We start from the raw sequence: 26,287 nt of genomic DNA, 5'->3' as shown, positions 1-26,287 counted from the left end.
ATATACGAAGCGTATATGCTTCGTATATTCGACTCAAGGCCGCCCGGTTCAGCTCGCGTCGGTGGCGAAGCGCAGGCGGTTGCCGTCGGGGTCACGCAGCAGCATCTCGCGGCTGCCCCATTCGGTGTCATGCGGCGGCTGTTCGATGGGGACGCCTGCGGCGCTGAAGGCGCGGTGCAGGGCGTCGACGTCCTCGACGATGAAGTACACCGCGCCGCCGACCTCGCAGTCGCCGCTGTGTTCGGTGAGGAAGATCGTCTGGCCGTCGCGGGTGAGCTGGGCGAACAGCGGGAAGCCGGGTTCGAAGCGGTGTTCCCAGTCAACCACGAAGCCCAGTCCCTGCACGTAGAACGGCAGGGTGGTGTCGGCGTGGCGCATGCGCAGCTGGGGGATGACGGTCTGGGGCATGGCGAGGGCTCCTGGGGCAGGCGTCCAGTGTAGTGCCGGCCGCTGGCCGGCATCCCCGTGAGCCCGGGAACAATGAGGTTGCCGGCCAGCGGCCGGCACGACCGACGCTGCCTGGGTCTGGTAGTTGCCAACCTTGGTTGGCATTGCCGGCCAGCGGCCGGCTCTACCGAAGCCACGCCGGCCAACGGCCGGCATGACCGACGCGGTCAGCAGGCGGTCGGCACAGCGGCCATCGCCGCCAGCAGTTCGCGGTTCACCTGCTGGTGCCGGGCCTGCCACACCGGCAGATCCCCGGCGCTGACGTCAGGCTGGCCATCCAGCGACGACAGCCAGCGCTTGAAGCGGCTCTGGTAGTGAGCCAGCGACACTTCGCCGGTGATGTCACTGCCGACCAGGCCGCCGGCGCGCAGCGCTTCGATCACCACCAGTGCGTGTTCCAGCTGGAAGCGGCCCTGGTCCCAGTTGCTGCGGGCGACGTCCTCGGCGAACACATCTTTGTCGATCGACAGGTAGGTTGGTTGCGGTGACTTCGCCTGCTCGGCGGCGAACGCGGCCACCAGCGCTTCGGGATGCTCGAAACGGCGGAAGGCGTGGCCCATGCCGAGGCGATGCCCCCAGCCCACGTCCACGTCCATGCACCAGTAGGTCAGGCGACCGCCGATCAGCGGGCGCCAGTGGTTCTCCCAGGCATGGCCGAGGCCGATGTCGCTGGAGGTGATGCCGAGCACGTGGATGTGCGAGATCTGCGGCAGCTTGCTGGCGGCGTTCACCCACGACCCGCAGTGCATGCCGAACGGGAAGCGCATGTTGTCCGGATGGTTGTCCAGCACCGCCAGCTGGAACGGCGCCTGCGTGCGCATGCGCTGCAGCAGCGGCAGGCTGAGGTGGTGGAAGTCGCCACTGCCGAGCATCACCGTGCCGAGCTGGGCCGGCAGCGGTGCCAGCACTTCAGCGGCGAAACGGTCGAGGGTGGCATTGCTGCAGGCGAAGCGCAGTGGATCGTGCCATTGCGGCAGGGCCAGGGTCTGCGCCTGGGGCAGCGGCAGCACGCCACCGTCCAGGTCCAGGATCAGCGGTGAACGCAATGGCATCGTTCAACCGCCTCCGTCCGGTTCGCCCTGCAGGTACGGGGCCAGCCTGCGCAGGGCGGCGCGCAGCAGCGGGGAACGGGCGTGGATCGCATGCCGGGTGGAGGTGAAGCTGGCACCCAATTCGGCCTTGATCCGCGAATCGGTCCAGCCGGCCACGTAGTGGCTCAGGCTGTGCTGCAGCGCGTATTCGAGGTTGTGCATCCAGCTCACCGCGTACAGGTTGTGCTCGCGGGACTGCGGATAGGCCAGGCCGATGTACTTGTCCACCAGCTTGCCCGCATGCACGTAACACAGGTTCCAGCCGATCAGCTGGCCCTGGTGGCGGTACAGGAACATCCGTCCCTGGCCCTGGCTGTCGGCCAGAAGATGCTGGAAGTAGGGCAGGTCGAGCTGGTCGAAATGCACCGCGCTCTGCGCGTACACGCCCAGGTACAAGGCATACAGTTCGGCCTGGAGCTGCGGGTCGGCCAGGGCCGGATCGCCGGTGGCGATGCAGTCGATCTGCAGGTCGTCGCGCGAGCGCAGCTTGCGCCGGATGTTCTTGCGGCGCGAAGACGACAGGCGGCCGAGATAGCCATCGATCGAATCGAAATCGATCGCCACCCAGGCCAGCGGCATGCCTTCCAGTTCGACGAAGCCGCGTGCCAGCAATGCCTGCAGGAAGGCACCGCTGTGTGCGTTGGCCGCGTCGTCCAGCAGCGGCGAATCGATCGCCAGGTCCTTGACCACCAGCAGGCGGGTATCGCCGATCGCGTGACGCGTCACGTCCTCAGCCAATGCTTCTGGTGCGACGTGCGCGGGCAGCGGGGTGTACTCGGTGCTGGTGGCACCGACGAAGCGGGTCTTCCAGGTGATCCATGGCCGCCACAGGCGCGACAGCGGCAGGCCAAGCAGCTTGCCGCGCAGGTCGTCGTCCATGGTGGTGGTCAGATCCAGCGGCGCACGGAAGGTCGGCAGGCCGCTGGGAAGGCGGCCTGCCTCGAACCCGAGCGGCGGGTGGGCCAGGAAGCCCTCCAGCAGCGCGGCCGGTTCCAGCGCGGTGCTGGATGCGCGTGACGTCATTTCCATCGGCACGGGAACCGGCAGCGCATCGGACCTCAGCCCTTGGCCTTGGTCAGCGCCTGGTCAAGCAGGGTGATCGCCAGGTCGATCTCTTCGTAGCTGATGTCCAGCGACGGCGCGAAGGTGATCACGTTCTTGTACCAGCCACCCACGTCGAGCACGAGGCCCATGCGCTTGCCGTCGTGCAGCAGGTCACCGGCCAGGCCGATGTCGACCATGCGGTCCAGCAGTTCCTTGTTCGGCGTGTAGCCGTCGGTCTGGCAGATTTCCGCGCGCAGGGCCAGGCCCAGGCCGTCGACGTCGCCGATTTCCGGGTGGCGCTTCTGCAGGCCACGCAGGCCATCGAGGAAGTACGCGCCCTTTTCCGGCACGGTGCGCTCGTAATCCATTTCCTTGCCCAGCTTCAGCACTTCCAGGCCCAGGCGGGTGCCCAGCGGGTTGGAGTTGAAGGTGGAGTGGGTGGAGCCCGGCGGGAACACGGTCGGGTTGATCAGCTCTTCGCGCGCCCACAGGCCCGACAGCGGGTTCAGGCCGTTGGTCAGCGCCTTGCCGAACACCAGCACGTCCGGGGTCACGCCGAAGTGCTCGATGGCCCACAGCTTGCCGGTGCGCCAGAAGCCCATCTGGATTTCATCGACGACCATCAGGATGCCGTACTTGTCCAGCACGCGCTTGAGGCCGGTGAAGAAGTTGCGCGGCGGGATGACGTAGCCGCCGGTGCCCTGGATCGGCTCGACATAGAACGCGGCGTACTCCGCCTGGCCGACCTTGGGATCCCACACGCCGTTGTATTCGCTTTCGAACAGGCGCTCGAACTGCCACACGCAATGGTCGGAATACTCGTCCGGGGTCATGCCCTTCGGGCGACGGAAGGGGTACGGGAACGGAATGAACATCGCGCGCTCGCCGAAGTGGCCGTAGCGGCGGCGGTAGCGGTAGCTGGAGGTGATCGACGACGCACCCAGGGTACGGCCGTGGTAACCACCCTCGAAGGCGAACATCAGGCTCTTGCCGCCACGCGCGTTGCGCACGATCTTCAGCGAGTCTTCAATGGCCTGCGCGCCGCCGACGTTGAAATGCACGCGGCCGTCGAGGCCGAACTTCTCGTGCATGTCCACGGCAATGGTCTTGGCCAGCTGCACGCGGGTCGGGTGCAGGTACTGGCTGGCGACCTGCGGCAGGGTGTCGATCTGGTCCTTCAGCGCATCGTTCAGACGCTTGTTGCTGTAGCCGAAGTTGCAGGCCGAGTACCACATCTGCAGGTCGAGGTAGGGCACGCCCGCACCGTCGAACATGTAGCTGCCTTCGCCGCGCTGGAAGATCTTCGGCGGGTCGACGTAGTGGACGGTATCGCCGAAGGAACTGTAGCGGGCTTCGTCGGCCAGCAGCTGCGCGTCGGAGGCGGCGGCGTCGGCGTTCTTGTCAAAAATGTTCATGCAGTTCGGTTCCGTGAAGGACGTTCGAAAGAGGTAGCGGGGGCGTGCTTGGAAGGGAGTGCTCAGGCGGTGGCCAGCAGCAGGGGCAGTACGGCGGGCTGCGGGCTGGCGTCGATACGACGTGGCTGCAGCAGGCTGCCATCGAGCAAGCGCGGCAGCAGTGCGATTGCATCGTGGAAGGTATCGATTGCGGCATGCTCGATGCCGGCATGGGTGCAATGGGTGATCAGGCGACGCTTGGCGAACACGAAGTCGGCATCTTCGGAGACGCAGAAATCCGAACTGCCATCGCCGATCATCAGCACACGCGGTGCTTCGTTGGCGCGCGCCTGCGCAGCGCAGGTGCACTTGCAGGTGCCGCTGCGGCAGCCTTCGGCCTGGTAGGGCGATTCCAGTTCCCAGTGGTCATCGCACCAGCGCAGGTGGTTGGCCACCACCGGCAGTCGCGACAGGCCGTGGTTGGCGAGGATGCGGTGGATCGCATGGTCCAGGCCGTCGCTGACGATGCGCAGCGGCACGCCCAGCTGTTCGGCACGGCTGACAAAGGCGGCAAAGCCTGGATCGATCTGCACCTGGTCCAGGTGGGCGTCGAGCGTGGCCGGGTCCAGCTTCAGCAGCCTGACCTGGCCCTGCATGCATTCGCGCGAGCCGATCTTTCCCGCCTTCCACTGGTCTTCCAGTTCCTGCCAGCCCGGCTGGCCGTATTTCTCCAGCAGCGAGTCGATGACATCTTCGAGGCTGATGGTGCCGTCGAAGTCACACAGGATGCTCCAGTGCATGGGCAGGTCCGTCGATGAAAGGAACGTCCGGCGCGATGCCGGGGCAGGCTCAATGTAGGCAGGCAGCCTTTCTCGTTCCTTTCCTGTTGAAAGCCTGCATTGCAGGGCGCGGAAAGCGTTCAGGAAGGTGCATGGATGAATGCGCGGGGCGCACTCCATCCGTGCGTCCTGGCGTCACGCGCGGGCCAGTGCCCGCAGTATTTCGGCGGTCTCTTCACGGGTCTGCCAGGCGCTGTTGCCGAGGGTCAGCATGCGTGCGGCGAAGTCGCGTGCGTTGGGCATGTCGTCCTGCGGCACGATGCCGCGCAGGTAGGCATAGCCGGGCAGGGCATGGATGAACATGCGGCTGGCGCCAAGCCCGCGTGGCCACAAGTCCTTCAGTACCGCATCGCGGGCGCGTTGGCTGGGCAGCAGCAGCATCAACAGTGGCCAGGTGCCACCGCTACCGGCCAGCCCATCGACCACCTCAACGGCGGGCAGCTGTGCCAGCTGCACCCGCAGCTGCAACGCACGCAGCCGACCGGCCTGAAGGAATGCCGGCAAGCGCCGCGCGGCATGCGCGCCGATGTTCTGCCGCCACTGGCTGACCCGGTGCTGCGGGATATCCAGCGGGAAAATGTCACCGACCGCATCTTCCAGATCGCCACGCTGAAGCGCGTTGCGCAGTGGATTGCCATACACCAGTGACAGCAGCGAAGGGCGATAGCAGGTAGCAAGGCCCAGCAACTGCACGCTGCGCAGCAGCTCCCAGCGCAGGCTGGAGCGAACGTGCTGGACGGCATGTTCGGCCAGCGCAGCACGCAGTTCGTCATCGCGGCTGACCAGCAGGCCGCCTTCATGCAGGCTCAGGCCCTTGCCGGCGGCCAGGCTGAAGAATCCGATATCGCCGCGCAGGCCGACACTGCTGTTGCCGACCCGTGCGCCGAGTGCCTGCGCGGCATCTTCGATCACCCAGGCGCCGGCGTTGCGGGCGACTTCGCAGGCCAGCTCGACATCGGCAATGCGCCCGCCCAGGTGGGTGGGCAGGATCGCCAGCGTGCGCGCATCGGCCAGCCGCTTGAGCTGGCCGGGGTCGAAGTCGAAATGACCGCGCCGGGTATCGCACAACTGCACGCGCAGGCCCAGGCTGTGCGCCGCGATCGGCACCAGTGGGCAGGTATAGGCCGGCATGATCACGGTGTCGCGCTTTGGCGCACGCTTGCGCAGCGTGCGCAGGGCGATCAGCAGCGCGTGCGTGCCGGAACAGGTCAGCTGCAGCGGCGGTGTGCCGAGCTGGCTGGCCAGGATGTCACGCAGGTCGCCGCCACCGGGAAGGAAATCGCTGGCCTGCATCGGCAGGCCGGCGGTTGGTGGCAGTTCGCGCGCGAACAGGCTCATCGCAGCGCGCTCACGGGGTGCTTTCGGCAGGGCTGTGCGGGTCGTCCGCCTCGGCGCGGCCGAGGCAGACGATGCCGGCCACGATCAGTACCGCACCGAGCAGATGGTGCAGGGTCAGTGGCTCGTTCAACAGCCACGCCGACAGCAGCAGCACGCTGATCACTTCCAGGTGCGAGGCAGCAAAGGCGGGACCGATCGGCGCATGGCGCAGCAGGCTCATCCAGGTGAAGAATGCACCCACGTAGCCGAGGATGGCGCCGTAAACCCACGGCTGCGACAGCACGCGCAGCAGCCAGGCGGTGTTGGCCTCGACCGGCAACGCGGCGTCACCGGCGTACTTGAAGCACAGCTGGGCCAGCGTGTCGAACGCCATCAGCAGCGGGAAGCCGATCACATACAGGCGCCTCATGAGCCGGCCCCCACCACGGCTACGCCGGCGGTGACCAGCAGCATGCCGGTCACCCGCAGCGGCGTGAGTTTCTCGCGGAACAGGAAACGGCCGGCGATCATCAGCGCGACGATGTTGATCGAGCCCAGCAGCACGCCCTTGGACAGCGGCACCAGCGACAGGAACGCGATCCAGGCGACGAACTCAAGCACGTAGCAGGCGATGCCGATCCACAGCCAGGGACGGCTGAGCATGTGTTTCCAGCGCTGCAGTCCTTCGCCCTCCTGCGGGTCGCTGGCGGCGGCCTTGAAGGCGAGCTGGCCACCGGTATCGAGCACGACATTGGCCAGCCACAGCAGCGTGGCAAGCGCCCCCATGTCAGGCCACCGCCTTGAGCACGCCCGTGCGTTCACCGATTTCGGTGAAGAAGCGCGCGCTGCGGCGGATCACATCGCGGCGTTCGCGGTCGATGGTGATCATGTGGTAACTGTCTTCCAGCACCACCAGTTCCTTCGGGCCGCTGACCCGCGACATCACCAGCTCGGCGTTGCCCATGCTGGCCACGTCGTCCTCGCGGGCGTGCATCACCAGGCACGGCGCGGTGACCTGGTGCAGGTGGCGGCGGGTCCAGTTGCTCAGGGCGCGCATTTCGGCCAGGGCGTGCCAGGGGTTGCCCGGCAGGCCGGCGGCGGCGCTGTCGCCGGACAGCATGGCGGCACTGACTTGTGCACGCAGGCGCTCGTCACGCAGGCCGTACGGCGGTTCTTCCATGAACATGCGGTCGCGGCCGATGTTGAAGCGCTTGAACCACGGCAGCAGGAACGAGAAGCGGGCCACGGCGGGGATGTTCCAGCCGTCATAGCGGAAGGTGGCGCCGTACACGCCGACCCCGGACACCCACTCGGGGCGACGTGCAGCCAGTGCCAGCGACAGCACCGCGCCCATCGACAGGCCGCCGACGAACAGCTGGTCGACCTTGCCGCGCAGGGTTGCCGCCGCATCTTCCACGCCCTGGTACCACTGTTCCCAGGTGGTCGCCAGCAGGTCATCCACGCTGCCGCAATGGCCGGGCAGCTGCACGCCGTGCACGGTGAAACCGGCGTTGTTCAGCCCTTTGCCCAGCATGCGCATTTCCGCCGGGGTGCCGGTCAGGCCATGGACCAGCAGCACGCCCTGTGGGCCACCGGGAAGGAAGAAGTCGTGCGATTCGGTCACCTGGCGGCTCCGGGACGGCAGTGGGGATGGCAGGATCGCAAGCGCGATTTTCGCCAGCCTTTCAGCGCCCCGGGCCGGGTCAGGGCGCCTTCAGCAGCGGCAGCGTGATGGCGACTTTCAGTCCGCCACCTGGGCGGTTCAGGAAGCTCAGGCGGCCGCCGAAGTGCTCCACCGCCTCGTGCGCGATGGCCAGGCCGAGGCCGGTGCCGCTGGCAGCGGTGCCCGGCGCCCGGAAGAAGCGCTCGCCCAGCCGTGGCATCACGTCGTCGGGCACGCCAGGGCCGTTGTCTTCCACATACAGTTCGACATCATTGTCGTCCAGCGCGTGCACGCCCACCGTGACGGTTGCATTGCGGCCGGCATAACGCAGGGCGTTGTCGATCAGGTTGTCCAGCGCTTCCTGCAGCATGGCGCCGTTGCCCAGTACACGCAGCGGATGGGGACTGCCGCGGTAGCCCAGATCGATGCCATCGCGGATCGCCTCCGGTACGCGCATGCCGACCCACTGCGGTACCAGCTCGCACAGGTCCAGTGCCTCTACGGTATCGGGCACGGTCTGCGCCCGGCTCAGTGCCAGCAGCTGGGTGCTGACCCGCGCGGTGCGCTGGTTGAGCCGGCGGATGTGCTGCAGCGCCTCGCGCACTGTATCGGGGTCGCCATGTGCCAGCGCCTGGTCCACGTGCAGGGCCATGCCCGCCAGCGGCGAACGCAGCTGGTGCGCGGCATCGGCGATGAAACGGTTCTGCAGGGTGATCATTTCCGCCTGGCGGGCAAACAGATCGTCGATGGTGCTGATCAGTGGCTGGATCTCCTCGGGCACGTCGGCATCGGAGATCGGCGCCAGTTCGCCGCGGCGCTGGGCCAGGCGGGTCCTCAGCGGGGTCAGGATACGCAGGCCATAGGTCACGCCGAACCAGACCAGCGCTGCGGTACCCAGCGCCAGCATGGTCATCAGCGGGATGATGATCATCAGGATCTCGCGCGCACGCTGCCGGCGGTCGGCCATGCTCTCGGCCACGGTCACCGCCAGCTGGTCCTGCGGATCGTTCATCGCCTGCGTGCAGACGGTGGCCATGCGCACCTGCTGGCCATTGAGGTTGCCGTCGTACAGCGCCGGATGCACACCGGTGCAGTCCTGCGAAGGGGCGTACGGGCTGAAGTCTGCATTGCCGCTGAGCGTACCCACGCGGCTGCTGTCGACGTTGAAGTAGCGATGGCCGTCGGGGTCGTACTCGATCAGGAAGCGCGCCTGCGGAGACAGGTCGCTGGTCACCGGCATGGTGCTCAGCATCTGCGCGAACGAATGCGTATCGTCGATCAGGTTGCGGTCGTGGATGCGGTTGGAATAGTCCAGCGCAACGTAGTAGGCCAGGATCGTATTGAAGGTGAGCAGGCCCAGCATCGGCAACGCCAGAAAGGCGAGCAGGCGCCGGCGCAGGCTGGGTGGTCCACTGATCACGGGGCGCTGTCGTCCTGCGCGTCTTCCAGCATGTAGCCCAGCCCGCGCACGGTGCGGATGCCCATGCCGCCGGGCTGCAGCTTGCGGCGCAGGCGGTGCAGGGCGATGTCCAGGCCGTTGTCGGTGAGGTCCTGGCCCCAGTCGCACAGCGCTTCCACCAGTTGCGCGCGCGACACGATGCGCTCGGCGCGTACCGCCAGTGCCGACAGCAGGCCGAACTCGCGCGCGGTCAGTTCCAGCGACTGGTCGTCGATCCACACCCGGTGCCCGGCCAGATCGATACGCAGGCGGCCGATGCGCAGGTCCGGGTTGCCATTGCTGGTGACCCGCCGCAGCTGCGCACGCACGCGTGCTTCGAACTCGTCCAGCGCGAACGGCTTGACCAGGTAGTCATCGGCGCCCAGGTCGAGCACGCGCACGCGCTCGGCCAGGCCGTCGCGGGCGGTCACCACCAGCACCGCCAGGCCATCGCCGCGCTGACGCAGGCGCTGCAGCACATCGCGGCCATCCAGCTGAGGCAGGCCCAGGTCCAGCACCAGCAATGCGTACTGGGTCGAGCCCAGTGCCGCGTCGGCGTGCGCGCCGTTGTCGACGTGGTCAACCACGTGCCCCTGCCGGCGCAGCGAGGCGCACAGGCCGGAGGCGATATCCGGGTCGTCTTCAGCAATCAGAACGCGCATGCGCGGGGGCTCCTGTAACGGTCAGGCCCACCGGATGGACGGGGTGGGCCTCTCTCGGCTGCCGAGGGTAGCCGCAAACCGGGTGAAGGTGGAGCGCGCCGCCGCCGCCCGGTGCCGTCGCGCTGTTCCTTCATTCAGTCCTGCAGGCCCGGCTCACCCGGCGCCAACGGCACCCGCGAGCCATCCAGCAGGCCACGGCTGAGCCTGCCATTTTCGATGAACAGCAGTTCGCCGTTCTCGCCGTTCTTGATGCTGCTGTCGATGGCGATCACGCGGTCGCCATGGAAGCTGCTGACGTGTGGCATCGAGGTGTGGCCGACCACGATGCGTTTGAGCTGCAGGCGGTCGAGTACGGTCTGCACCCCCGCGGTGTCGAGGCGGCCATCGAAGTAGCCGCGGTACCAGATCGGGCTGGTCTTGCCGTCATACAGCGGTGCGGTGGCCGGGTCGGCCTTTACTTCGGCCTTTGGCAGGCCCAGTGACGCCTGGTAGGCCGCATTGGTGCGCGCCGGGTCCAGCGCCAGCTGCACTGCCTCGGGCGAAATGCCGCCGTGCAGGAACAGGGTGTCGCCGATCTTCAGCAGCACCGGGCGGGTGCGCAGCCACTGCCCGATCACCGAATCGGCACCGTACAGCTGCGGGTAGCTGCGGCCGAGCAGCTGCGCGCTGCGCAGGTACTTCGGGTTGACGTAGCGCAGGTCGTCGTACAGCACCATGGTTTCGTGGTTGCCGAGCACGAAGTGCACCGCGCCGCCGGCGGCGGCCGCCTGCTGCTGCAGGCCATACAGCAGCCAGAAGGCCTCGGTCACCTGCGGGCCGCGGTCGAACACATCGCCGGCGATGACCAGCGTGTCCTTGCCCAGCGCCCAGCGATCCTGGGCATCGATGACCTGGTGGGCGCGCAGCAGGCGCACCAGCAGCCCGTACTGGCCATGGATGTCGGACAGCGCAACGATGCGCGGCACGGCCGGCAGCACGGAAACCGAAGGCGCATTCGGGGCAGCCACGTGCACCGTGTGCTCGTAGCCGCAGCGCGGGGCGATGTCGGTACCTGCGGCCTGCGTGGCAAGCGTGTGCGACTCGACCTTGTCGTCGCAGATCCATTTGGCCTGCAGCTGGTCGCCCTGGCGGAACACATAGGGGCCATCGGCCTGCACGTGGTCGGCGGGCGCGGCAACCTCGCGGGCCTGCGTGGTTGCTGTGGCGCAGGCCAGCAGCGGTAACAGCAGGGCGGTCAGCAGGGAAGGGCGATCGCGCGACATCGGCGGCATCCAGTGGCGGAAAGACCCGATGCTAACCGGCGCGGGTGTTCGTCTGTGTGCGCGAATGGGCGGATCAGGTGTCGCGCCCGCCGTCCCTGAGCTTGCGCACGCGGGTGGCGGTGGGCTGAAGTGGCTGGCCGTCGCGCCCGCGCGGCTGCATGTAGGGCAGCGGCCGCCGCGTCGCCGATTCGATCAGCTGTGAATGGGCTTCACCGGCCTCGAAGCGATGGCGTTCACCCCACTGGCGCAGCGCGACCAGCAGCGGGAACAGTTCCTGGCCAGCGGCGGTGAGCACGTATTCCTGGTAGGCCGATCCATCGGAGGCCGGCTGCAGCTGCAGGATGCCGGCCTCTACCAGCCGGCGCAGGCGGTCGCTGAGGATGTTGCGGGCCGCGCCGAGGCTGCGCTGGAAATCACCGAAACGGGTGACGCCATCGAAGGCATCACGGATGACCAGCAGCGCCCAACGGTCACCGAGCAGATCGGCGCTGCGGGCGACGGGGCAGGGGCTGTCGGCGTGCATGGTGGACCTCTCTGATGTGGTTGCAGTTTAAAACCAATGGCAGTAGCCTGCATCAAGTTTCAAATTGCAACCACGTCATGAGTGCCACATCGCTTCCCCGCCCGCTGCTGGTCCTGCTTGCGGTTGCCGCCGGCGCCAGCGTCGCCAACGTCTACTACGCGCAGCCGCTGCTGGATCAGCTTGCACGCGCCTTTGCGCTGGACCGGGCCGTGGCCGGCGCTGTGCTGGCTGCTACCCAGGCCGGTAGCGTGCTGGCGTTGCTTGGCCTGCTGCCGCTGGCGGACCGTGGTGACCGGCGACGCCTGCTGCGGCTGCAGTTGATCGCATTGGTGCTGGCGCTGCTGTGGCTGGCAGCGTCACGCACGGCGGGCTGGCTGTTGTCGGGCATGCTGCTGGCCGGCTTGCTGGGCACGGCGCTGACCCAGGGCCTGATCGCCTATACCGCCATGCTGGCACCGCCCGAGCAGCGCGGTCGCGTGGTCGGTGTGGTGCAGGGCGGCGTGTTCATCGGCCTGCTGCTGGCGCGCGTGGTGTCCGGTACGGTGGCGGCGGCCTTTGGCTGGCAGATGGTCTACCTGTTGTCAGCGATGGTGATGGCGGGGTTGGCGGCGCTGCTGTGGCGGCGCCTGCCCGCAGTACCGGTGCCGTCGGTTCCCCCACGCTGGCGCGAGCTGCTGGGCTCGATGCTGGGCATGCTGCGCCGCGATCGAACGCTGCGCGAGCGTGGGCCGCTGGCACTGCTGCTGTTTGCCGGCCTCAATGTGTTCTGGGCGGCGGCACCCTTGCCGCTCTCGGCGCCACCGCTGCATTGGTCGACCGCCGCCATCGGTGCACTGGGCCTGGCCGGGGTGATCGGTGCGCTGCTGGCGGCGCGGGTAGGGCACTGGATGGACCGTGGTTTCGCGCATCCGGTCAGCGTCGGTGCGCTGTTGTTGATGCTGGTTGCGTGGTGGCCCTTGCTGGGCCTGCCGCAGTCGCTGTCGTTGCTGCTGTTGGGCGTGATTGTGCTCGACCTGGGTGGGCAGGCACTGCACGTATCTAACCAGGCATTGCTGCTGCGCGCGCCGGCTGAACAGCATGGACGCCTGGTGGCTTTGTACATGCTGTTCTATGCGGCGGGCAGTGGTGCCGGTGCAGCGGCCGGGCCGTGGATGCAGGCGCGCCATGGCTGGCCGGCGGTATGCCTGTTGGGGGCGGGCATCGCGTTGCTGGCGCTGCTCTGGTGGGCAGCGTGGCGGGTGGTGGCGGTGAAAGCAGCGGCCGGCGGCCGTATCGGTAGTGCCGGCTGTCAGTAGAGTCGACTGTCAGTCGACTGCTCTTCGCCCTGCGTGCGAAAAACCCCGCGGTGCGCGCGATAGTCGACCCGCGGTCGACTCTACCTGTCCTGCCGTCATCGCTGCAGTGCGCGCCGTCCCGGCGCTTCCTGCAGGTCCGCACTGGCCACCACCACGCGGTTGCGGCCGCTGCGCTTGGCCTCGTACATTGCCGCGTCGGCACGGGCCATCAGCCGCTCGTAGTCCGGATGGCCGTCGTGGCCGGCCACGCCGATGCTGGCGGTCAGTGCCAGCACCTGGCCGTTGGCCAGTGCCACCGGCGACTGTGCGATCTGCCGCCGCAGGCTCTCGGCGATCACGGTCGCCTGCGATTCGCTGGCAGCCACCAGTACCACCACGAATTCTTCGCCGCCATAGCGGAACAGGTAGTCGCTGCCGCGCGTGAGCTGGCCGAGCAGGCCGGCGACGTGCTGCAACGCGCGGTCGCCGGCATCGTGGCCGTGGCCGTCGTTGATTGCCTTGAAGTGATCCAGGTCGAGCAGCAGCAGCGAGAATGGTGTGCGGTTGCGTGTGGCCAGCTCGATTTCCCGGCGCAGCACGGTGGGCAGGAAGCGACGGTTGAGCAGGTTGGTCAGCGCGTCGCTGCCGGCATCCAGTTCGCCGATGCGCTCGAACAGCAGTGTCATCAGGGTGCGGATGGCGGCCAGGTCCTCGCGGATGGCCGGCAGCACCGCCAGTCGCTGCGCCGGAGCATCGCCGCTCGCGCGCTGCAGGTGGCCATCAATGCGGGCCATCAACTGGCCCACCTGCTGCGTTTCGCTGCTTTCGCCGAAGCTGGGGATGCCCTTGTGGGTGAACCACAGGCCGAACTCCGAGGTGGCCAGGCTGGCGTTGTCGCTGGCCTGCACGTGGCCGGCCAACGCGTAGAGCAGGGCGTTTTCCCAGTCCAGCAGCAGTGCGCGCTGGCGCTCGCGTTCGGTACCGACGTTCTGTACCAGCGAGAACAGCCGGTAGGCGGCGTCGGCACGGGTGGAGCGCTCGCGCGCGTGGGTGTAGGCCAGGGTCATGCCTTCCATGGCGATATCCATGATCGCGCTGAGGCAGTCGATGGCGGCGAATGCGGTGTCGCTGTCAGGCGCATCGTCGCGCAGGCGCACGAACAGTTCGTGCTTGAGCACGCGCGCACCGCGGGTAACCAGGTCGACCGGAATGCCGACGCGGGCGTGCACGTCGCCGATGATCCGCTGCGAGGCCACGGTGTTGGCGATGCCGCTGGCATCAGTGGTCAGCAGCTGCGCCAGCCAGCGCTGCATGGCCGGCTGCAGGCGCTGCTTGACCTGGTCGTGGGACAGGAAACGGCGCGCACGGGTGTCCTGCAGCAGTACTTCGTAAAAGCGCTGGGCCAGCGCGGGTGGGGCATCGGTAGCAGCGGCCTTGAGCAGCGCGGTGGCGGCAGGGCCGGCCTGCAGCAGGCACTGCTGCCAGGCCTCGGCCAGCGGCTGGCTGGCATCGTCCAATTGGGGTGGTTCCACGTCGATCTCTGACTGCGTACGGCAAACCACGGGTATCGGCCGCGGCGGCATACGGTTGATGGCGGGTTAGCCGGCCAGTTTACGCGCGGTGCAGGGTTGCACGGTGCGCAAACCACATCGGCGCCGCTGCGGCAATGAGTGAACGCATTTGAGAATCAATCGCATTGATGGGAGAATGCGCGCACGGAACGGGCTGCAGGTGCCTGCTGCAGGACTGCTCCGCCTCCCCCTCGTCGTTGCCTCAAGCCCTTTGCCAGAGGCCCCGTAGCCCTGCCAGAAGGTCCTGATCATGTCCCCTGCCGTTGTCCTTTCGCCGCGCCCGCTGGCGCTTGCCGTTGCCGCCCTGCTGGCCGGCAGCGCTCTGACCGCCCACGCCGAAACCGACGCCACCGATATCGATACGGTGCACGTCACCGCCTCGCAGATCGCGCGCCAGGCCCTGGGTACCTCGACCATCACCGCAGAGGACATCGCCAGGCGCCCGCCGGCCAACGACATCGCCGAGCTGCTGCGGACCATGCCCGGCGTCAACCTGACCGGCAACAGTGCCTCGGGCCAGTACGGCAACAACCGCCAGATCGATCTGCGTGGCATGGGCCCGGAAAACACCCTGATCCTGGTCGACGGCAAGCGCATCGGTGCGCGTGATGCCGTGCGCATGGGCCGCAGCGGTGAGCGCAATACCCGCGGCGATACCAACTGGGTGCCGGCGGAAATGATCGAGCGCATCGAAGTGCTGCGCGGCCCTGCAGCGGCACGTTATGGCTCGGGTGCTTCCGGTGGCGTGGTCAACATCATCACCAAGCGCCCGACCGGCGACCTGACCGGCGCGGTCGACCTGTATGGCCTGGTGCCCGAGCACAGCGCCGAAGGCGGCAGCGAGCGCGTCGGCCTGCAGCTGAGCGGGCCGATGACCGACACCCTGTCGTTCCGCCTGTACGGCAATCTCAACAAGACCGACGCCGATTCGCTGGAACTCAATCGTGACTTCGCGACGAATCCGAACGCGGTGCCGCCGGCCGGTCGCGAGGGCGTCAAGAACCGCGATGTCAACGCGCTGCTGCGCTGGGACGTGACCGCCAACCAGGTGGTCGAATTCGAAGCCGGCACCAGTCGCCAGGGCAACATCTATGCTGGCGACCGCGCGGTCAGCACCACCGGTACCTCGACACCGATCGATCTGGGGGCGTTGGCCGAGCAGCAGGCCGAGACCAACCGCATGTACCGCAACACCGGCGCGATCACCCATCGCGGCCGCTGGGGTGATGTGACCTCGCGGGTAACGGCTGCAGTGGAGGCGGTGAACAACTCGCGCATCAACGAAGGCCTGGCCGGTGGCCCGGAGGGCAGCTTCAACGGCACCGACTGGTCGACCTCGCGCCTGCGCAACTACCAGCTGGACGGCGAAGTCAGTTTCCCGACCACGCTGGGTGGTGCCGAGAACATCTGGACGCTGGGCTTTGAATACCTGGACAGCCGCCTGACCGACCCGTACTCGATGAGCCAGTCCAGCAGCAGCGGCGGCGGCATCCCGGGGCTGTCGGCCGATCGCGCACGCGGCAAGTCCGACGCGCAGACCACCGCCGTGTTCGTGGAAGACAACATCTACCTGGGCGAGCGCTGGATCGTCACCCCGGGCCTGCGCTTCGACCACCACAGCCAGTTCGGCAACAACACCAGCCCCAGCCTCAACGCGCAGTTCCGCATCAACAGCGACTGGGTGGTGAAGGGCGGTATCGCCCGTGCATTCAAGGCGCCGAACCTGTACCAGTCGAATCCGGACTATCTGTATTACACCCGGGGCAATGGCTGCCCGAATGCACTGCCGAGCCTGGGCGCCGGCTGCTACATGCGCGGCAACTCGGACCTGAAGGCGGAAACCAGCCTGAACAAGGAACTGGGTATCGAGTGGGCACCGCAGAGCGGCTGGCAAGCGTCGTTGACCTACTTCCACAACGACTACAAGGACAAGATCCAGGCCGGGTACAACCAGATCGGGCTGACCGCCGACACCAAGGGCCGCATCTTCCGCTGGGAGAACGCACCCAAGGCGATCGTGCAGGGTCTGGAAGGCAACCTGGTGGTCCCGCTGCTGGGCGAGCAGGGCAACCGCCTGAAGTGGAGCAACAACTTCACCTACATGGTGGAGAACGAGAACAAGAGCACCGGCCAGCCGCTGTCGGTGATTCCGAAGTACACCGTCAACACGATGCTGGACTGGCAGGCCACCGACAAGTTGTCGGTGCTGCTGACCGGCACCTTCTACGGCAAGCAGAAGCCGGCCACCACCAACATCAACAATGATCCGCGCTGCACCGGCACCTGCGATCCGTCGATCGCGCTGCAGGACCGTGGTGCGTACAACATCTGGGGCGTGAGCGCGCGCTACAAGGTGACCGAGACGGTCAGCTTCGGTTTCGGCGTCAACAACCTGGCCGACAAGCGCCTGTTCCGCGAGGCCAACAGCAGCGATGCCGGCGCGGCGACCTACAACGAGCCGGGCCGCGCGTACTGGGCCAGCCTGCGCTTCGGGTTCTGACCGCAGGCGGATGTCGGTCCGCTGCGTCCGCCAGGCGTGGCCTGGCGTTGCCGGCCGCGCTCCGGTAGCGCCGGGCCATGCCCGGTGAGGGACCGCGTGGCCTGCAATGTTATAAACACCGTGATAGTTTCCCAACGCCCTCCGGCGTAGCCTGCCTCCCATCGCAAAGGAGCTGTTGCCATGGGCCACGACCACGATCACCTGCCATCCGAGATCCGCCACGAGAAACCCTTGTGGTGGGCGCTCGGCCTGACCTCCACCTTCCTCGTCGTCGAGGTGGTAGGCGCGTTCTGGACCAACAGCCTGGCGCTGCTGTCCGACGCGGCGCACATGGCTACCGACGCTTTAGCGCTGATGATCGCGCTGGTCGCGGTGCGGCTGAGCCGGCGCCCGCCGGACGCGCGCCGCACCTACGGCTATGCACGCCTGGAAGCGCTGGGCGCGATGATCAATGGCGCGATGCTGTTCGTGGTCGCCGGCTATATCCTGTGGGAGGCCATTGGACGTTTCCGCGAGCCGCAGGAGATTGCCTCGTCGGGCATGCTGGTGATTGCCGCGGCGGGCCTGGTCATCAATCTGATCTCGATGCGCCTGCTGCAGGCGGGCAGCGGCGAGAGCCTCAACGTGAAGGGCGCCTACCTGGAAGTGTGGGCAGACATGCTCGGCTCGGTGGCCGTGATTGCTGGCGCGCTGTTGATCAAGTGGACCGGCTGGAAGCCGATCGACCCGATCCTGGCGGTGCTGATCGGCCTGTGGGTACTGCCGCGCACCTATGTGCTGATGCGCGAAGCGGTCAACGTGCTGCTGGAAGGCGTGCCCAAGGGCATGGACGTGGCCAAGGTGCGCGACAGCCTGTCCGGCCACGCTGCGGTACTGGACGTGCATGACCTGCATGTGTGGGCGCTGGCCTCCAGCACCCCGGCGCTGACCGCGCACATCGTGATGCGCGACGGCACCGATGCCGATGCGCTGCGTCGTGATCTGGGCGGGCGCCTGCACGATGACTTCGGCATCGAGCACGTGACACTGCAGATCGAAGCGGACCACTGCGGCGAAGCCTGTGGCGAGCCGGCGCCGGCCAAGGGCGGCGAGCACGAGGGCCATGAAGGCCATGACCACGGCGAAGACGCGCAGGGCCATCGCGGCCACGTGCATCGCTGAACGAGGATGGCGACCGCGCCGGGTGATGCCCGGTGCGGTCATTCGTCCCGTCGCGAGGCCAGCCGGTCTGCCAGCCGCGTCGGCTCCGGCAGCCGGTAACCGCGCAGCGTGCGCTGCACCCAGTCCAGCGCGGTATCCGCACTGACCCGATGGCCACCGGCCACGAACAGCGGCTTGCAGCGAATCTTGCTGCGCAGCACCCAACCCAGTTGCTCATCGCCGTCCAGCAGCGGCGTATGCGCACCGGCCTCGGCACCCGGTTCGACGAACCGGCCCACCAGTTTCGACTTGGCGACGCCGATGCTTGGGAGGTCGGTGACCACACCGAGGTGAGCGGCCACCCCCAGCCGGCGCGGGTGGCTGATGCCATGGCCATCGACGAACACCAGGTCCGGCGTGCGTGGCAGCAGCGCGAGTGAGGCCAGCAATGCCGGCAGCTCGCGGAAGCTGAGCAGGCCGGGGATATAGGGCATCACCGTGGGAATCCGCGCGACTTCCTGCGCTATCGGCTGCAGCGTCTTCGCATCCAGCAGTACCGCCGCGGCGCGGGTGATGGCGCCGCCGTCTTCAAAGCCGACATCCAGCCCGGCCAGCCAGCGCACGTTGCGTGGCAGGCGGTCCTGGCGCTCCACGCGGCCAGCCAGCTGGATCTGCTGCTTGCGTGCCGCGGCGACGCTGCCTTCCCAGCGCCCGGGGTCGATCACCGTATTCATTGGTCACAGCATCGCATGCGCGGTGCCACGGCCCGGTGAGCGGCGGCCGGGGCTACAATGGCGGCCTGCCTTTCCTCGCGTTGGAGACCCTGCAGTGACCCGTAAACTCGTACTGTTGCGCCATGGCCAGAGCCAGTGGAACCTGGACAACCGCTTCACCGGCTGGGTCGATGTCGACCTGACCGAGCAGGGGCGCCGGGAAGCGGCCGCTGCGGGTCGCCTGATGCGCGAGGAAGGCCTGCAGTTCGACGTCGCCCACACTTCCGTGCTCAAGCGCGCCATCCACACCCTGCAGGGTGCACTGGCCGAGCTGGAACAGGACTGGCTGCCGGTGAACAAGTCCTGGCGCCTCAACGAACGCCATTACGGCGGCCTGCAGGGCCTGGACAAGGCCGAGACCGCCGCCAAGCACGGCGAGGACCAGGTCAAGGTGTGGCGTCGTTCGTACGATATCCCGCCGCCGGCCATGGACCTGGAGGATCCGGGCCACCCGATCCATGACCGCCGCTACGCTGGCCTGGACCGCAACGCGCTGCCGGGCACCGAATCGCTGGCCACCACGCTGGACCGCGTGCTGCCGTACTGGCACGACGCCATCGCGCCGCAGCTGAAGGACGGCAAGACCGTGCTGGTCACCGCCCACGGCAATTCGCTGCGCGCGCTGTACAAGTACCTCAACAACGTCTCGCGCGAGGAAATCCTCGAGCTGAACATCCCGACCGGCATCCCGCTGCTGTTCGAACTGAACGACGACCTGACGGTGAAGTCGTTCCGCTACCTGGGCGACCCGGAAGCAGCGCGCAAGGCCGCTGAAGCCGTGGCCAACCAGGGCAAGGCGAAGTAAAACAGAAGGCCGGCGCAAGCCGGCCTTCGCTTTTTGTAGAGTCGAGCCATGCTCGACTGCTGTTGGCCTCTTGCCGCAAGGACAATAAACCCGGAACGGAGAGCAGTCGAGCATGGCTCGACTCTACATAAGGGCGTCCTGTGACCTTTGGCCGGTCCCACCGCAGGCCTCCCCGGCTACCCTGTGAAATTACCCGCAGGAGAGCCTCATGAACGTCCGCAACCTGGTCCCGCTGGGCCTGACCATCGCCATCGCTGCCTCGCTGGCGGCCTGTGGCAAGAATGAAACCGCGCCGGCGGCCAGCGCCGACGCCAAGCCGGCCTTCGACCAGTCGCAGATCAAGACCGCGCTGATCAGCCTCAACAGCGCCGACCTCGATCCGTCCATCTCGGCCTGTACCGACCTCAATGGCTTCGTCAACAGCAAGTGGCTGAAGGCCAACCCGGTGCCGGGCGACCAGACCACCTGGGGCAGCTTCGAGATCCTGCGCGAGCGCTCGTTGGAAGTGCAGCACGCACTGGTGCAGCAGGCCGCGGCCAGCCAGGCCAAGGCCGGCTCGGTGGAAGCCAAGATCGGTGACATCTGGAAGACCGGCAACGATGAAGCCAAGATCGAAGCCGCCGGCCTGGCGCCGCTGCAGCCGCAGCTGGACAAGATCACCGCGCTGAACGATACCGCCGCCATCACCCAGTACCTGCGCGACAGCCAGGCCGAGGGCAAGGGCGTGCTGTTCTCGCTGTTCGCCAATGCCGACTACAAGGATTCGGCCAACGTCATCGCCTATGTCGGCCAGGGCGGCCTGGGCCTGCCGGAGAAAAGCTACTACTTCGATGACGCGCAGGCCAAGATCCGCGACGCCTACGTGGCCTACATCGCGCAGGTGCTGACGCTGTCCGGCGTGGACGCGGCGCAGGCTGCCGAGCAGGCCAAGGCCGTGATGGCCTTCGAAACCCGTCTGGCCAAGGCCTCGATGTCGCGCATCGAAATGCGTGACCCGGCCAAGCGCTACAACCCGCTCAGCGCGGCTGACGCCGACAAGCTGACCCCGAACTTCAGCTGGACCGCGCTGTTCGACACCCTGAAGGTGCCGGCCGCGCAGAAGTTCTCGCTGGCCCAACCGGGCTTCTTCGGTGAAATGGACAAGATGCTGGCCGACGTGCCGGCCAGCACCTGGCAGGCCTATCTGCGCTTCCACACCATCGACGATGCCTCGCCGTACCTGAGCAGCCAGTTCGAGAAGGCCAACTTCGAGTTCTACGGCAAGACCCTGCGCGGCCAGCAGGAAATGCAGCCGCGCTGGAAGCGCGTGCTGGAATCGGTCAACGGCGGCATGGGTGAAGCGCTGGGCCAGCTGTATGTCGACGCCGTGTTCCCGGCCGAGTCCAAGGTGGCCATGCAGCACCTGGTGGAGAACCTCTCGGTGGCGCTGAAGGCGCGCCTGGAGCAGCTGCCGTGGATGGGCGAAGAGACCAGGAAGAAGGCGCTGGAGAAGTGGGCCAGCTTCACCCCGAAGATCGGCTACCCGGACAAGTGGCGTGAGTGGACGGGCCTGCAGACCAACGGTGACAGCTACCTGGGCAACATGCAGGCTGCGCGCGCGTTCAACTACCGCTACATGCTGGACAAGATCGGCAAGCCGGTGGACAAGACCGAGTGGGGCATGACCCCGCAGACCGTCAACGCCTACTACAACGCCACCAAGAACGAGATCGTGTTCCCGGCCGCCATCCTGCAGGCGCCGTTCTTCGACGCCAAGGCCGATCCGGCGCTGAACTACGGCGGCATCGGTGCGGTCATCGGCCACGAGATGATGCACGGCTACGATGACTCGGGCAGCCAGTTTGCCGCCAACGGCAACTTCGACAACTGGTGGACCGACGCCGACCGCAAGGCCTTCACCGAACGTACCGACCAGCTGGTCGCGCAGTTCGATGGCTATGAATCGGTGCCGGGCGTGTTCGTGAAGGGCAAGCTGACCCTGGGCGAGAATATCGGCGACCTGGGCGGCTTGACCGTGGCCTACGACGCGCTGCAGATGGCGCTGAAGGAAGATCCGAAGGCGAATGTCGAAGTCGATGGTCACAGCCAGGACCAGCGCTTCTTCATGAACTGGGCCACCGTGTGGCGCCGCAACTTCACCGACGGTGAGCTGCGCGTCCGCCTGAACACCGACCCGCACGCGCCGGCCAACTTCCGTGCCAACGGCGCGCCGTCGAACATGCCGTCGTATGCCGCTGCGTTCCATTGCAAGGCCGGCGACGCGATGGTGCGTGCCGACGACAAGCGCGTGGTGATCTGGTAATCGATCGCACGTGATGCGTGATGCAGAAGGCCCGGCGAATGCCGGGCCTTTTGTTTGTCTGATCGGTAGCGCCGGGCCATGCCCGGCGGATCTCAGGCCAGCGCTGGTTCCTGCGCCAGCATGCGATGGAAGCGCTGCAGCACATAGGGATCGATCAGGCCGCCGGACTGCTCGTCGATGATGCGCAACGCAGTCTCGCGTTCCATCGCTGCGCGGTAGGGGCGCACGCTGGTCATGGCATCGTAGGCATCCGCAACGGTGACGATGCGTGAGCCCAGCGGAATGCTCTCGCCACGCAGGCCGTCGGGATAGCCGCTGCCATCGAACGCTTCATGGTGGGCGCGAATCAGCCGCGCGACCGGTGCCGCATCGCTGCGGCCGGTGGCCAGGAAGATGTGTTCGCCGCGCACCGGATGCTCGCGCATGATCGCGCGTTCCTCGTCGGTGTGCCGGCGCGGTGTCAGCAGTACATCGTCGGGAATGCCGATCTTGCCGATGTCATGGAAGCGCGCGGCCAGGCCGATCTGCGAGCAGGCATCGTCATCGAGATCGCAGTGCGTGGCCAGGCGCTGCGCGAGCAGTCCGACGCGGTCGCAGTGGTGGCGGGTGTAGGCGTCGCGCATCTGCAGCGACATCGAGAGGGCATCGATCAGGCAGGCCTGTGCGTGCAGCAGGTCGGGGGCGGGTACGGCGTCAGGAAACATGGTCATCCGCCCGCACCGGGTGGGGACCGGTGCGGGGTGTTCGGGGGGGGCGATCAACCCGGGGCGAGGGTGGTCAGAAGGGCGCGGGCCGCATTGAAGCGGTCTTCCGGCAGCGGCAGCGGGTGCTTGATGCGCAGCTTGTCAGGCCCTTCCATGGCGTAGAGATTGGGTTGTTTCTGGATCAGCTGGATCACCGCCATCGGGTCGATGTTCGGCTTGGACTCGAACACGATGCGGCCACCGTTCTCGCCCAGGTCCAGCTTGCGGATGCCGAGGGTGTTGGCCTTCAGCTTCAGCTCGGCGATGGCGAACAGGTGCTTGGCCGCATCCGGCAGCAGGCCGAAGCGGTCGATCATCTCCACCTGCAGTTCGCGCAGCGCATCACTGTCGCGCGCGCTGGAAATGCGCTTGTACAGGGTCAGGCGGGTGTGCACGTCCGGCAGGTAGTCTTCCGGAATCAGCGCCGGCACATGCAGCTCGACCTCGGCACCGCGCACTTCCTCGCCGGCATCCAGGTCGGGCAGTTTGCCCTGCTTGATGCTGCGCACCGCGCGCTCCAGCAGCTCGGTGTAGAGGCTGAAGCCGACCTCGGCCATCTGCCCGCTCTGGTCCTCGCCCAGCAGTTCACCGGCACCGCGGATTTCCAGATCGTGCGTGGCCAGGGTGAAGCCGGCACCGAGCTCGTCCATCGACGCGATCGCTTCCAGGCGCTTTTCCGCATCCGGGGTGATCGAGCGGCGGTCGGGCGCCACCAGGTAGGCGTAGGCGCGGTGGTGCGAACGACCGACGCGGCCACGCAGCTGGTGCAGCTGGGCCAGGCCGAAGCGATCGGCGCGGTTGATGATGATGGTGTTGGCGTTGGGGATGTCGATGCCCGATTCGATGATCGTGGTCGACAGCAGTACGTTGAAGCGCTGCTTCTGGAAATCAAGCATCACCTTTTCCAGCTCGCGCTCGGGCATCTGCCCGTGGGCGATGCCGATGCGCGCCTCCGGCACCAGCTCGGACAGCTCGCGCTGCATGCGGCCGATGCTTTCCACGTCGTTGTGCAGGAAGTACAGCTGGCCACCACGCGCCAGCTCGCGCTGGAAGGCTTCGCGCAGCAGCGCATTGTCCCACTGGGTGATGAAGGTCTGCACCGCCAGCCGGTTCGGCGGCGGCGTTGCGATGATCGACAGGTCGCGCAGGCCGGCCATGGCCATGTTGAGCGTGCGCGGAATCGGCGTGGCGGTCAGGGTCAGCAGGTGCACGTTGGCGCGAAGCGCCTTCAGCGCTTCCTTCTGGCGTACGCCGAAACGCTGCTCCTCGTCGACGATGACCATGCCCAGGTCCTTGAACTTCACGTCCGGCTGCAGCAGGCGATGGGTACCGACGATGACGTCGATGGTGCCGGCGGCGACCTTTTCCAGCTCGGCCTTGATTTCCTTGGTGGTCTTGAAGCGCGACAGCACCTCGACCTTCAGCGGGTAATCGGCGAATCGGTCGCGGAAGTTGCGGTAGTGCTGTTCGGCCAGCAGCGTGGTCGGCACCAGCACGGCCACCTGCTTGCCGGCACTGGCGGCGGCGAACGCGGCGCGCACCGCCACCTCTGTCTTGCCGAAGCCGACGTCGCCGCAGACCACGCGGTCCATTGGCTGGCTGCTGGCCAGGTCGCGCAGGGTGGCGTCGATCGCGGCCAGCTGGTCCGGCGTTTCCTCGAACGGGAAACCGGCCGCGAACGGTTCGTACATCGCGCGGTCTACCTGCAGCGCCAGACCAGCACGGGCCTGGCGGCGGGCCTGGATCTCCAGCAGCTCTGCAGCCACGTCGCGCACCTTCTCGGCGGCCTTGCGCTTGGCCTTGCTCCACTGTTCGCCGCCCAGCGAATGCAGCGGCGCGGTTTCCGCCGAAGCACCGGAGTAGCGGCTGATCAGGTGCAGCTGGGCGACCGGCACATACAGGCGGTCGCCCTTGGCATATTCGATTTCCAGGAACTCGCCGGGCATGCCGCCGACGTCCATCGCAATCAGGCCGCGGTAGCGGCCGACGCCATGGTCCTCGTGCACGATCGGAGCACCCTCGGTCAGTTCACCGAGGTCGCGGATGATCGCTTCCGGCTCGCGGCCGGCACGGCGCGTGCGGCGGGTGCTGCCGGCGCGCTCGGGGAACAGCTGGCGCTCGGTCAGCACCGCGATGCGCGGATCGTCCAGTGCGAAGCCATCCTCCAGCGGCGCCACCGCGATCGCGAAGCGCGCATCGTCGGCGAGGAAGCTGGGCAGGTCGGCCACCACCGGCGGCTTCAGCTCGGCGGCCTGCAGCACTTCCAGCAGCGCCTCGCGACGCCCGGGCGAATCGGCGGCAATCAGCACCCGGCCCGGATAATGGCCGAGGAAGGATTTCAGCGCGTCGCCAGCGGGGGCCTCGCGCGCGGCCACCGGCAGCGGCGGCAGCGGCTGGTCGCCCAACGCATGGGCATCGGCGATGCGCGCGTGGTCAGCCGACCACACTTCGATGCGCGGGGCATCGTTCAGACGCTCGCGCAGGAGTTCCGGCGACAGGTACAGCGCCGACGGCGGCAGCAGCGGCCGTTCCACATCGTGGCGGCGCTGCTCGTAACGCTCGCCGGTCTGCGCCCAGAACGCCTCGGCGGCTTCGCCGGTACCGGCGCAGACCACCGGCAGGCTGCCGTCGGGCAGGTAGTCGAACAGGGTCGCGGTGCGTTCGAAGAACAGCGGCAGGTAGTACTCGACGCCGGCCGGGGCCAGCCCGGACTTCAGGTCCTGGTACAGCGCGCTGCGCCGGGTATCGACATCGAAGCGCTCGCGCAGCGTGGCCAGCACGCGGGCGATGCTGGCCTCGTCCATCGGCACTTCGCGGCCAGGCAGCATGTGCACCGCCTCGACCTTGTCCAGCGAGCGCTGGCTTTCCGGATCGAAGGCGCGGATCGAGTCGATGTCCTCGTCCAGCAGCTCCACCCGCAGCGGCTCGTCGGCGCCCATCGGGAACACATCGAGCAGGCCGCCGCGCACGGCGAAGTCACCCGGGTCCATCACCTGCGGGACGTTGCGGTAACCAGCACTTTCCAGGCGACGCTTCTCGGCTTCCAGATCCAGGCGCTGGCCGACCTTCAGGTCGAAGCTGCCACCGATCACGTAGCTGCGCGGGGCCAGCTGCTGCAGCAGGGTCTGCACCGGCACGATCACCAGGCCGCGCTTCAGCGTGGGCAGGCGGTGCAGGGCGGACAGTCGCTGCGAAATGATGTCCGGATGCGGGCTGAAGCGGTCGTAGGGCAGGGTTTCCCAGTCCGGGAAGGCCACCACCGGCAGGGCCGGGTCACCGCCGAGCAGGGTCTGCAGGTCGGCTTCGAGCTGGTTGGCACCGTGGTTGTCACGGGCGATCACCAGCAGCGGGGCGTCGTGCGCACGCGCGGCCTGGGCCAGGTACCAGGCCAGGGCGGTTGGCGATGCGGGGGCGCGCCACCAGGCGCGGAGCTGGCCGGCGCGCGGCAGCGGCGGGGCGGGGTATGAGGTACGCGACATGGACCCCGGATTTTAGCAGA

The 26,287-nt window shown here is 67.4% G+C and carries 22 protein-coding genes; 5 read left to right on the top strand and 17 right to left on the bottom strand.

What is annotated here, in order from left to right; all coding sequences use genetic code 11:
* Positions 1-48: 48 nt before the first annotated feature.
* The 13 genes from N7573_RS06265 to N7573_RS06205 all read right to left on the bottom strand — a co-directional run bounded on the left by N7573_RS06265 (position 49) and on the right by N7573_RS06205 (position 11,680).
* Positions 49-408, bottom strand: coding sequence for a VOC family protein (locus N7573_RS06265; RefSeq protein ID WP_071228487.1), 360 nt, complete (start codon positions 406-408; stop codon positions 49-51).
* Between the two features lie 206 nt (positions 409-614).
* Positions 615-1,499 (bottom strand): hypothetical protein, encoded by an 885-nt coding sequence (locus N7573_RS06260; protein WP_279914051.1) that lies wholly within the window; start codon positions 1,497-1,499, stop codon positions 615-617.
* A 3-nt stretch (positions 1,500-1,502) separates the two neighbouring features.
* Positions 1,503-2,567 carry a GNAT family N-acetyltransferase gene (locus N7573_RS06255; RefSeq protein ID WP_049399616.1) on the bottom strand — a complete coding sequence of 355 codons (1,065 nt, stop codon included), beginning with the start codon at positions 2,565-2,567 and terminating at the stop codon, positions 1,503-1,505.
* A 29-nt stretch (positions 2,568-2,596) separates the two neighbouring features.
* Complete coding sequence (locus tag N7573_RS06250) at positions 2,597-3,997, bottom strand: aminotransferase class III-fold pyridoxal phosphate-dependent enzyme (protein ID WP_046983245.1); 1,401 nt, start codon at positions 3,995-3,997, stop codon at positions 2,597-2,599.
* Positions 3,998-4,059: 62 nt separating this feature from the next.
* A complete protein-coding gene (locus N7573_RS06245; protein WP_032127528.1) occupies positions 4,060-4,776 on the bottom strand; it encodes an MtnX-like HAD-IB family phosphatase in 717 nt (238 codons plus the stop codon).
* A gap of 174 nt (positions 4,777-4,950) precedes the next feature.
* Positions 4,951-6,153 (bottom strand): DegT/DnrJ/EryC1/StrS family aminotransferase, encoded by a 1,203-nt coding sequence (locus tag N7573_RS06240; protein ID WP_279912967.1) that lies wholly within the window; start codon positions 6,151-6,153, stop codon positions 4,951-4,953.
* A gap of 10 nt (positions 6,154-6,163) precedes the next feature.
* On the bottom strand, positions 6,164-6,562 hold the full coding sequence (locus tag N7573_RS06235) for a DMT family transporter (protein ID WP_032127526.1): 399 nt from the start codon (positions 6,560-6,562) through the stop codon (positions 6,164-6,166).
* Positions 6,559-6,918, bottom strand: a complete 360-nt coding sequence (locus N7573_RS06230) for an EamA family transporter (protein ID WP_012479558.1) — start codon at positions 6,916-6,918, stop codon at positions 6,559-6,561. Before N7573_RS06230 ends, N7573_RS06235 begins: the two co-directional genes overlap by 4 nt.
* A gap of 1 nt (position 6,919) precedes the next feature.
* Entirely contained in the window at positions 6,920-7,756 is an 837-nt protein-coding gene (locus N7573_RS06225; RefSeq protein ID WP_010483180.1) for an alpha/beta fold hydrolase, read from the bottom strand.
* A 79-nt stretch (positions 7,757-7,835) separates the two neighbouring features.
* A complete protein-coding gene (locus tag N7573_RS06220) occupies positions 7,836-9,215 on the bottom strand; it encodes a sensor histidine kinase (protein WP_279912968.1) in 1,380 nt (459 codons plus the stop codon).
* Entirely contained in the window at positions 9,212-9,895 is a 684-nt protein-coding gene (locus N7573_RS06215) for a response regulator (RefSeq protein WP_014646433.1), read from the bottom strand. The genes N7573_RS06220 and N7573_RS06215 overlap by 4 nt, the downstream gene beginning before the upstream one ends.
* A gap of 134 nt (positions 9,896-10,029) precedes the next feature.
* The gene (locus N7573_RS06210) at positions 10,030-11,157 is read right to left on the bottom strand and encodes a metallophosphoesterase (RefSeq protein WP_071228483.1); all 1,128 of its coding nucleotides are present in this window, start codon (positions 11,155-11,157) and stop codon (positions 10,030-10,032) included.
* Between the two features lie 73 nt (positions 11,158-11,230).
* A complete protein-coding gene (locus N7573_RS06205) occupies positions 11,231-11,680 on the bottom strand; it encodes a helix-turn-helix domain-containing protein (RefSeq protein ID WP_279912969.1) in 450 nt (149 codons plus the stop codon).
* Between the two features lie 77 nt (positions 11,681-11,757).
* On the opposite strand from N7573_RS06205, the gene N7573_RS06200 reads away from it, so the two are divergent.
* Entirely contained in the window at positions 11,758-12,975 is a 1,218-nt protein-coding gene (locus N7573_RS06200) for an MFS transporter (RefSeq protein WP_279912970.1), read from the top strand.
* 95 nt (positions 12,976-13,070) lie between these two features.
* Here the strand turns inward: N7573_RS06200 and N7573_RS06195 are convergent, their stop codons facing one another.
* Positions 13,071-14,486, bottom strand: a complete 1,416-nt coding sequence (locus N7573_RS06195; RefSeq protein WP_049399641.1) for a GGDEF domain-containing protein — start codon at positions 14,484-14,486, stop codon at positions 13,071-13,073.
* A 289-nt stretch (positions 14,487-14,775) separates the two neighbouring features.
* Between N7573_RS06195 and N7573_RS06190 the strand changes: the two genes are divergently transcribed.
* Both N7573_RS06190 and N7573_RS06185 read left to right on the top strand, forming a co-directional pair.
* On the top strand, positions 14,776-17,025 hold the full coding sequence (locus N7573_RS06190; RefSeq protein ID WP_049462383.1) for a TonB-dependent siderophore receptor: 2,250 nt from the start codon (positions 14,776-14,778) through the stop codon (positions 17,023-17,025).
* Positions 17,026-17,205: 180 nt separating this feature from the next.
* Complete coding sequence (locus N7573_RS06185; RefSeq protein ID WP_182267477.1) at positions 17,206-18,186, top strand: cation diffusion facilitator family transporter; 981 nt, start codon at positions 17,206-17,208, stop codon at positions 18,184-18,186.
* A gap of 38 nt (positions 18,187-18,224) precedes the next feature.
* On the opposite strand, the gene nfi is transcribed toward N7573_RS06185, so the two are convergent.
* Positions 18,225-18,899: a deoxyribonuclease V gene (nfi, locus tag N7573_RS06180; protein WP_279912972.1), complete on the bottom strand. Its 675-nt coding sequence runs from the start codon at positions 18,897-18,899 to the stop codon at positions 18,225-18,227.
* Between the two features lie 94 nt (positions 18,900-18,993).
* Between nfi and gpmA the strand changes: the two genes are divergently transcribed.
* Together gpmA and N7573_RS06170 are read left to right on the top strand one after the other, a co-directional pair.
* Positions 18,994-19,743 carry a 2,3-diphosphoglycerate-dependent phosphoglycerate mutase gene (gene gpmA / locus N7573_RS06175; protein WP_004150217.1) on the top strand — a complete coding sequence of 250 codons (750 nt, stop codon included), beginning with the start codon at positions 18,994-18,996 and terminating at the stop codon, positions 19,741-19,743.
* A gap of 208 nt (positions 19,744-19,951) precedes the next feature.
* Positions 19,952-22,045 (top strand): M13 family metallopeptidase, encoded by a 2,094-nt coding sequence (locus N7573_RS06170; protein ID WP_279912973.1) that lies wholly within the window; start codon positions 19,952-19,954, stop codon positions 22,043-22,045.
* A 92-nt stretch (positions 22,046-22,137) separates the two neighbouring features.
* On the opposite strand, the gene N7573_RS06165 is transcribed toward N7573_RS06170, so the two are convergent.
* Positions 22,138-22,755, bottom strand: a complete 618-nt coding sequence (locus N7573_RS06165; protein ID WP_032127517.1) for an HD domain-containing phosphohydrolase — start codon at positions 22,753-22,755, stop codon at positions 22,138-22,140.
* Between the two features lie 47 nt (positions 22,756-22,802).
* Complete coding sequence (mfd, locus tag N7573_RS06160) at positions 22,803-26,267, bottom strand: transcription-repair coupling factor (RefSeq protein WP_279913939.1); 3,465 nt, start codon at positions 26,265-26,267, stop codon at positions 22,803-22,805.
* Positions 26,268-26,287 lie beyond the last annotated feature (20 nt).

The sequence above is a fragment of the Stenotrophomonas sp. GD04054 genome, assembly GCF_029836955.1.
In the GTDB taxonomy this organism is placed as follows: domain Bacteria; phylum Pseudomonadota; class Gammaproteobacteria; order Xanthomonadales; family Xanthomonadaceae; genus Stenotrophomonas; species Stenotrophomonas maltophilia_A.
The sequence above is the reverse complement of the archived record's forward strand: the minus strand, read 5'-3'. Positions and strand labels throughout refer to the sequence as shown.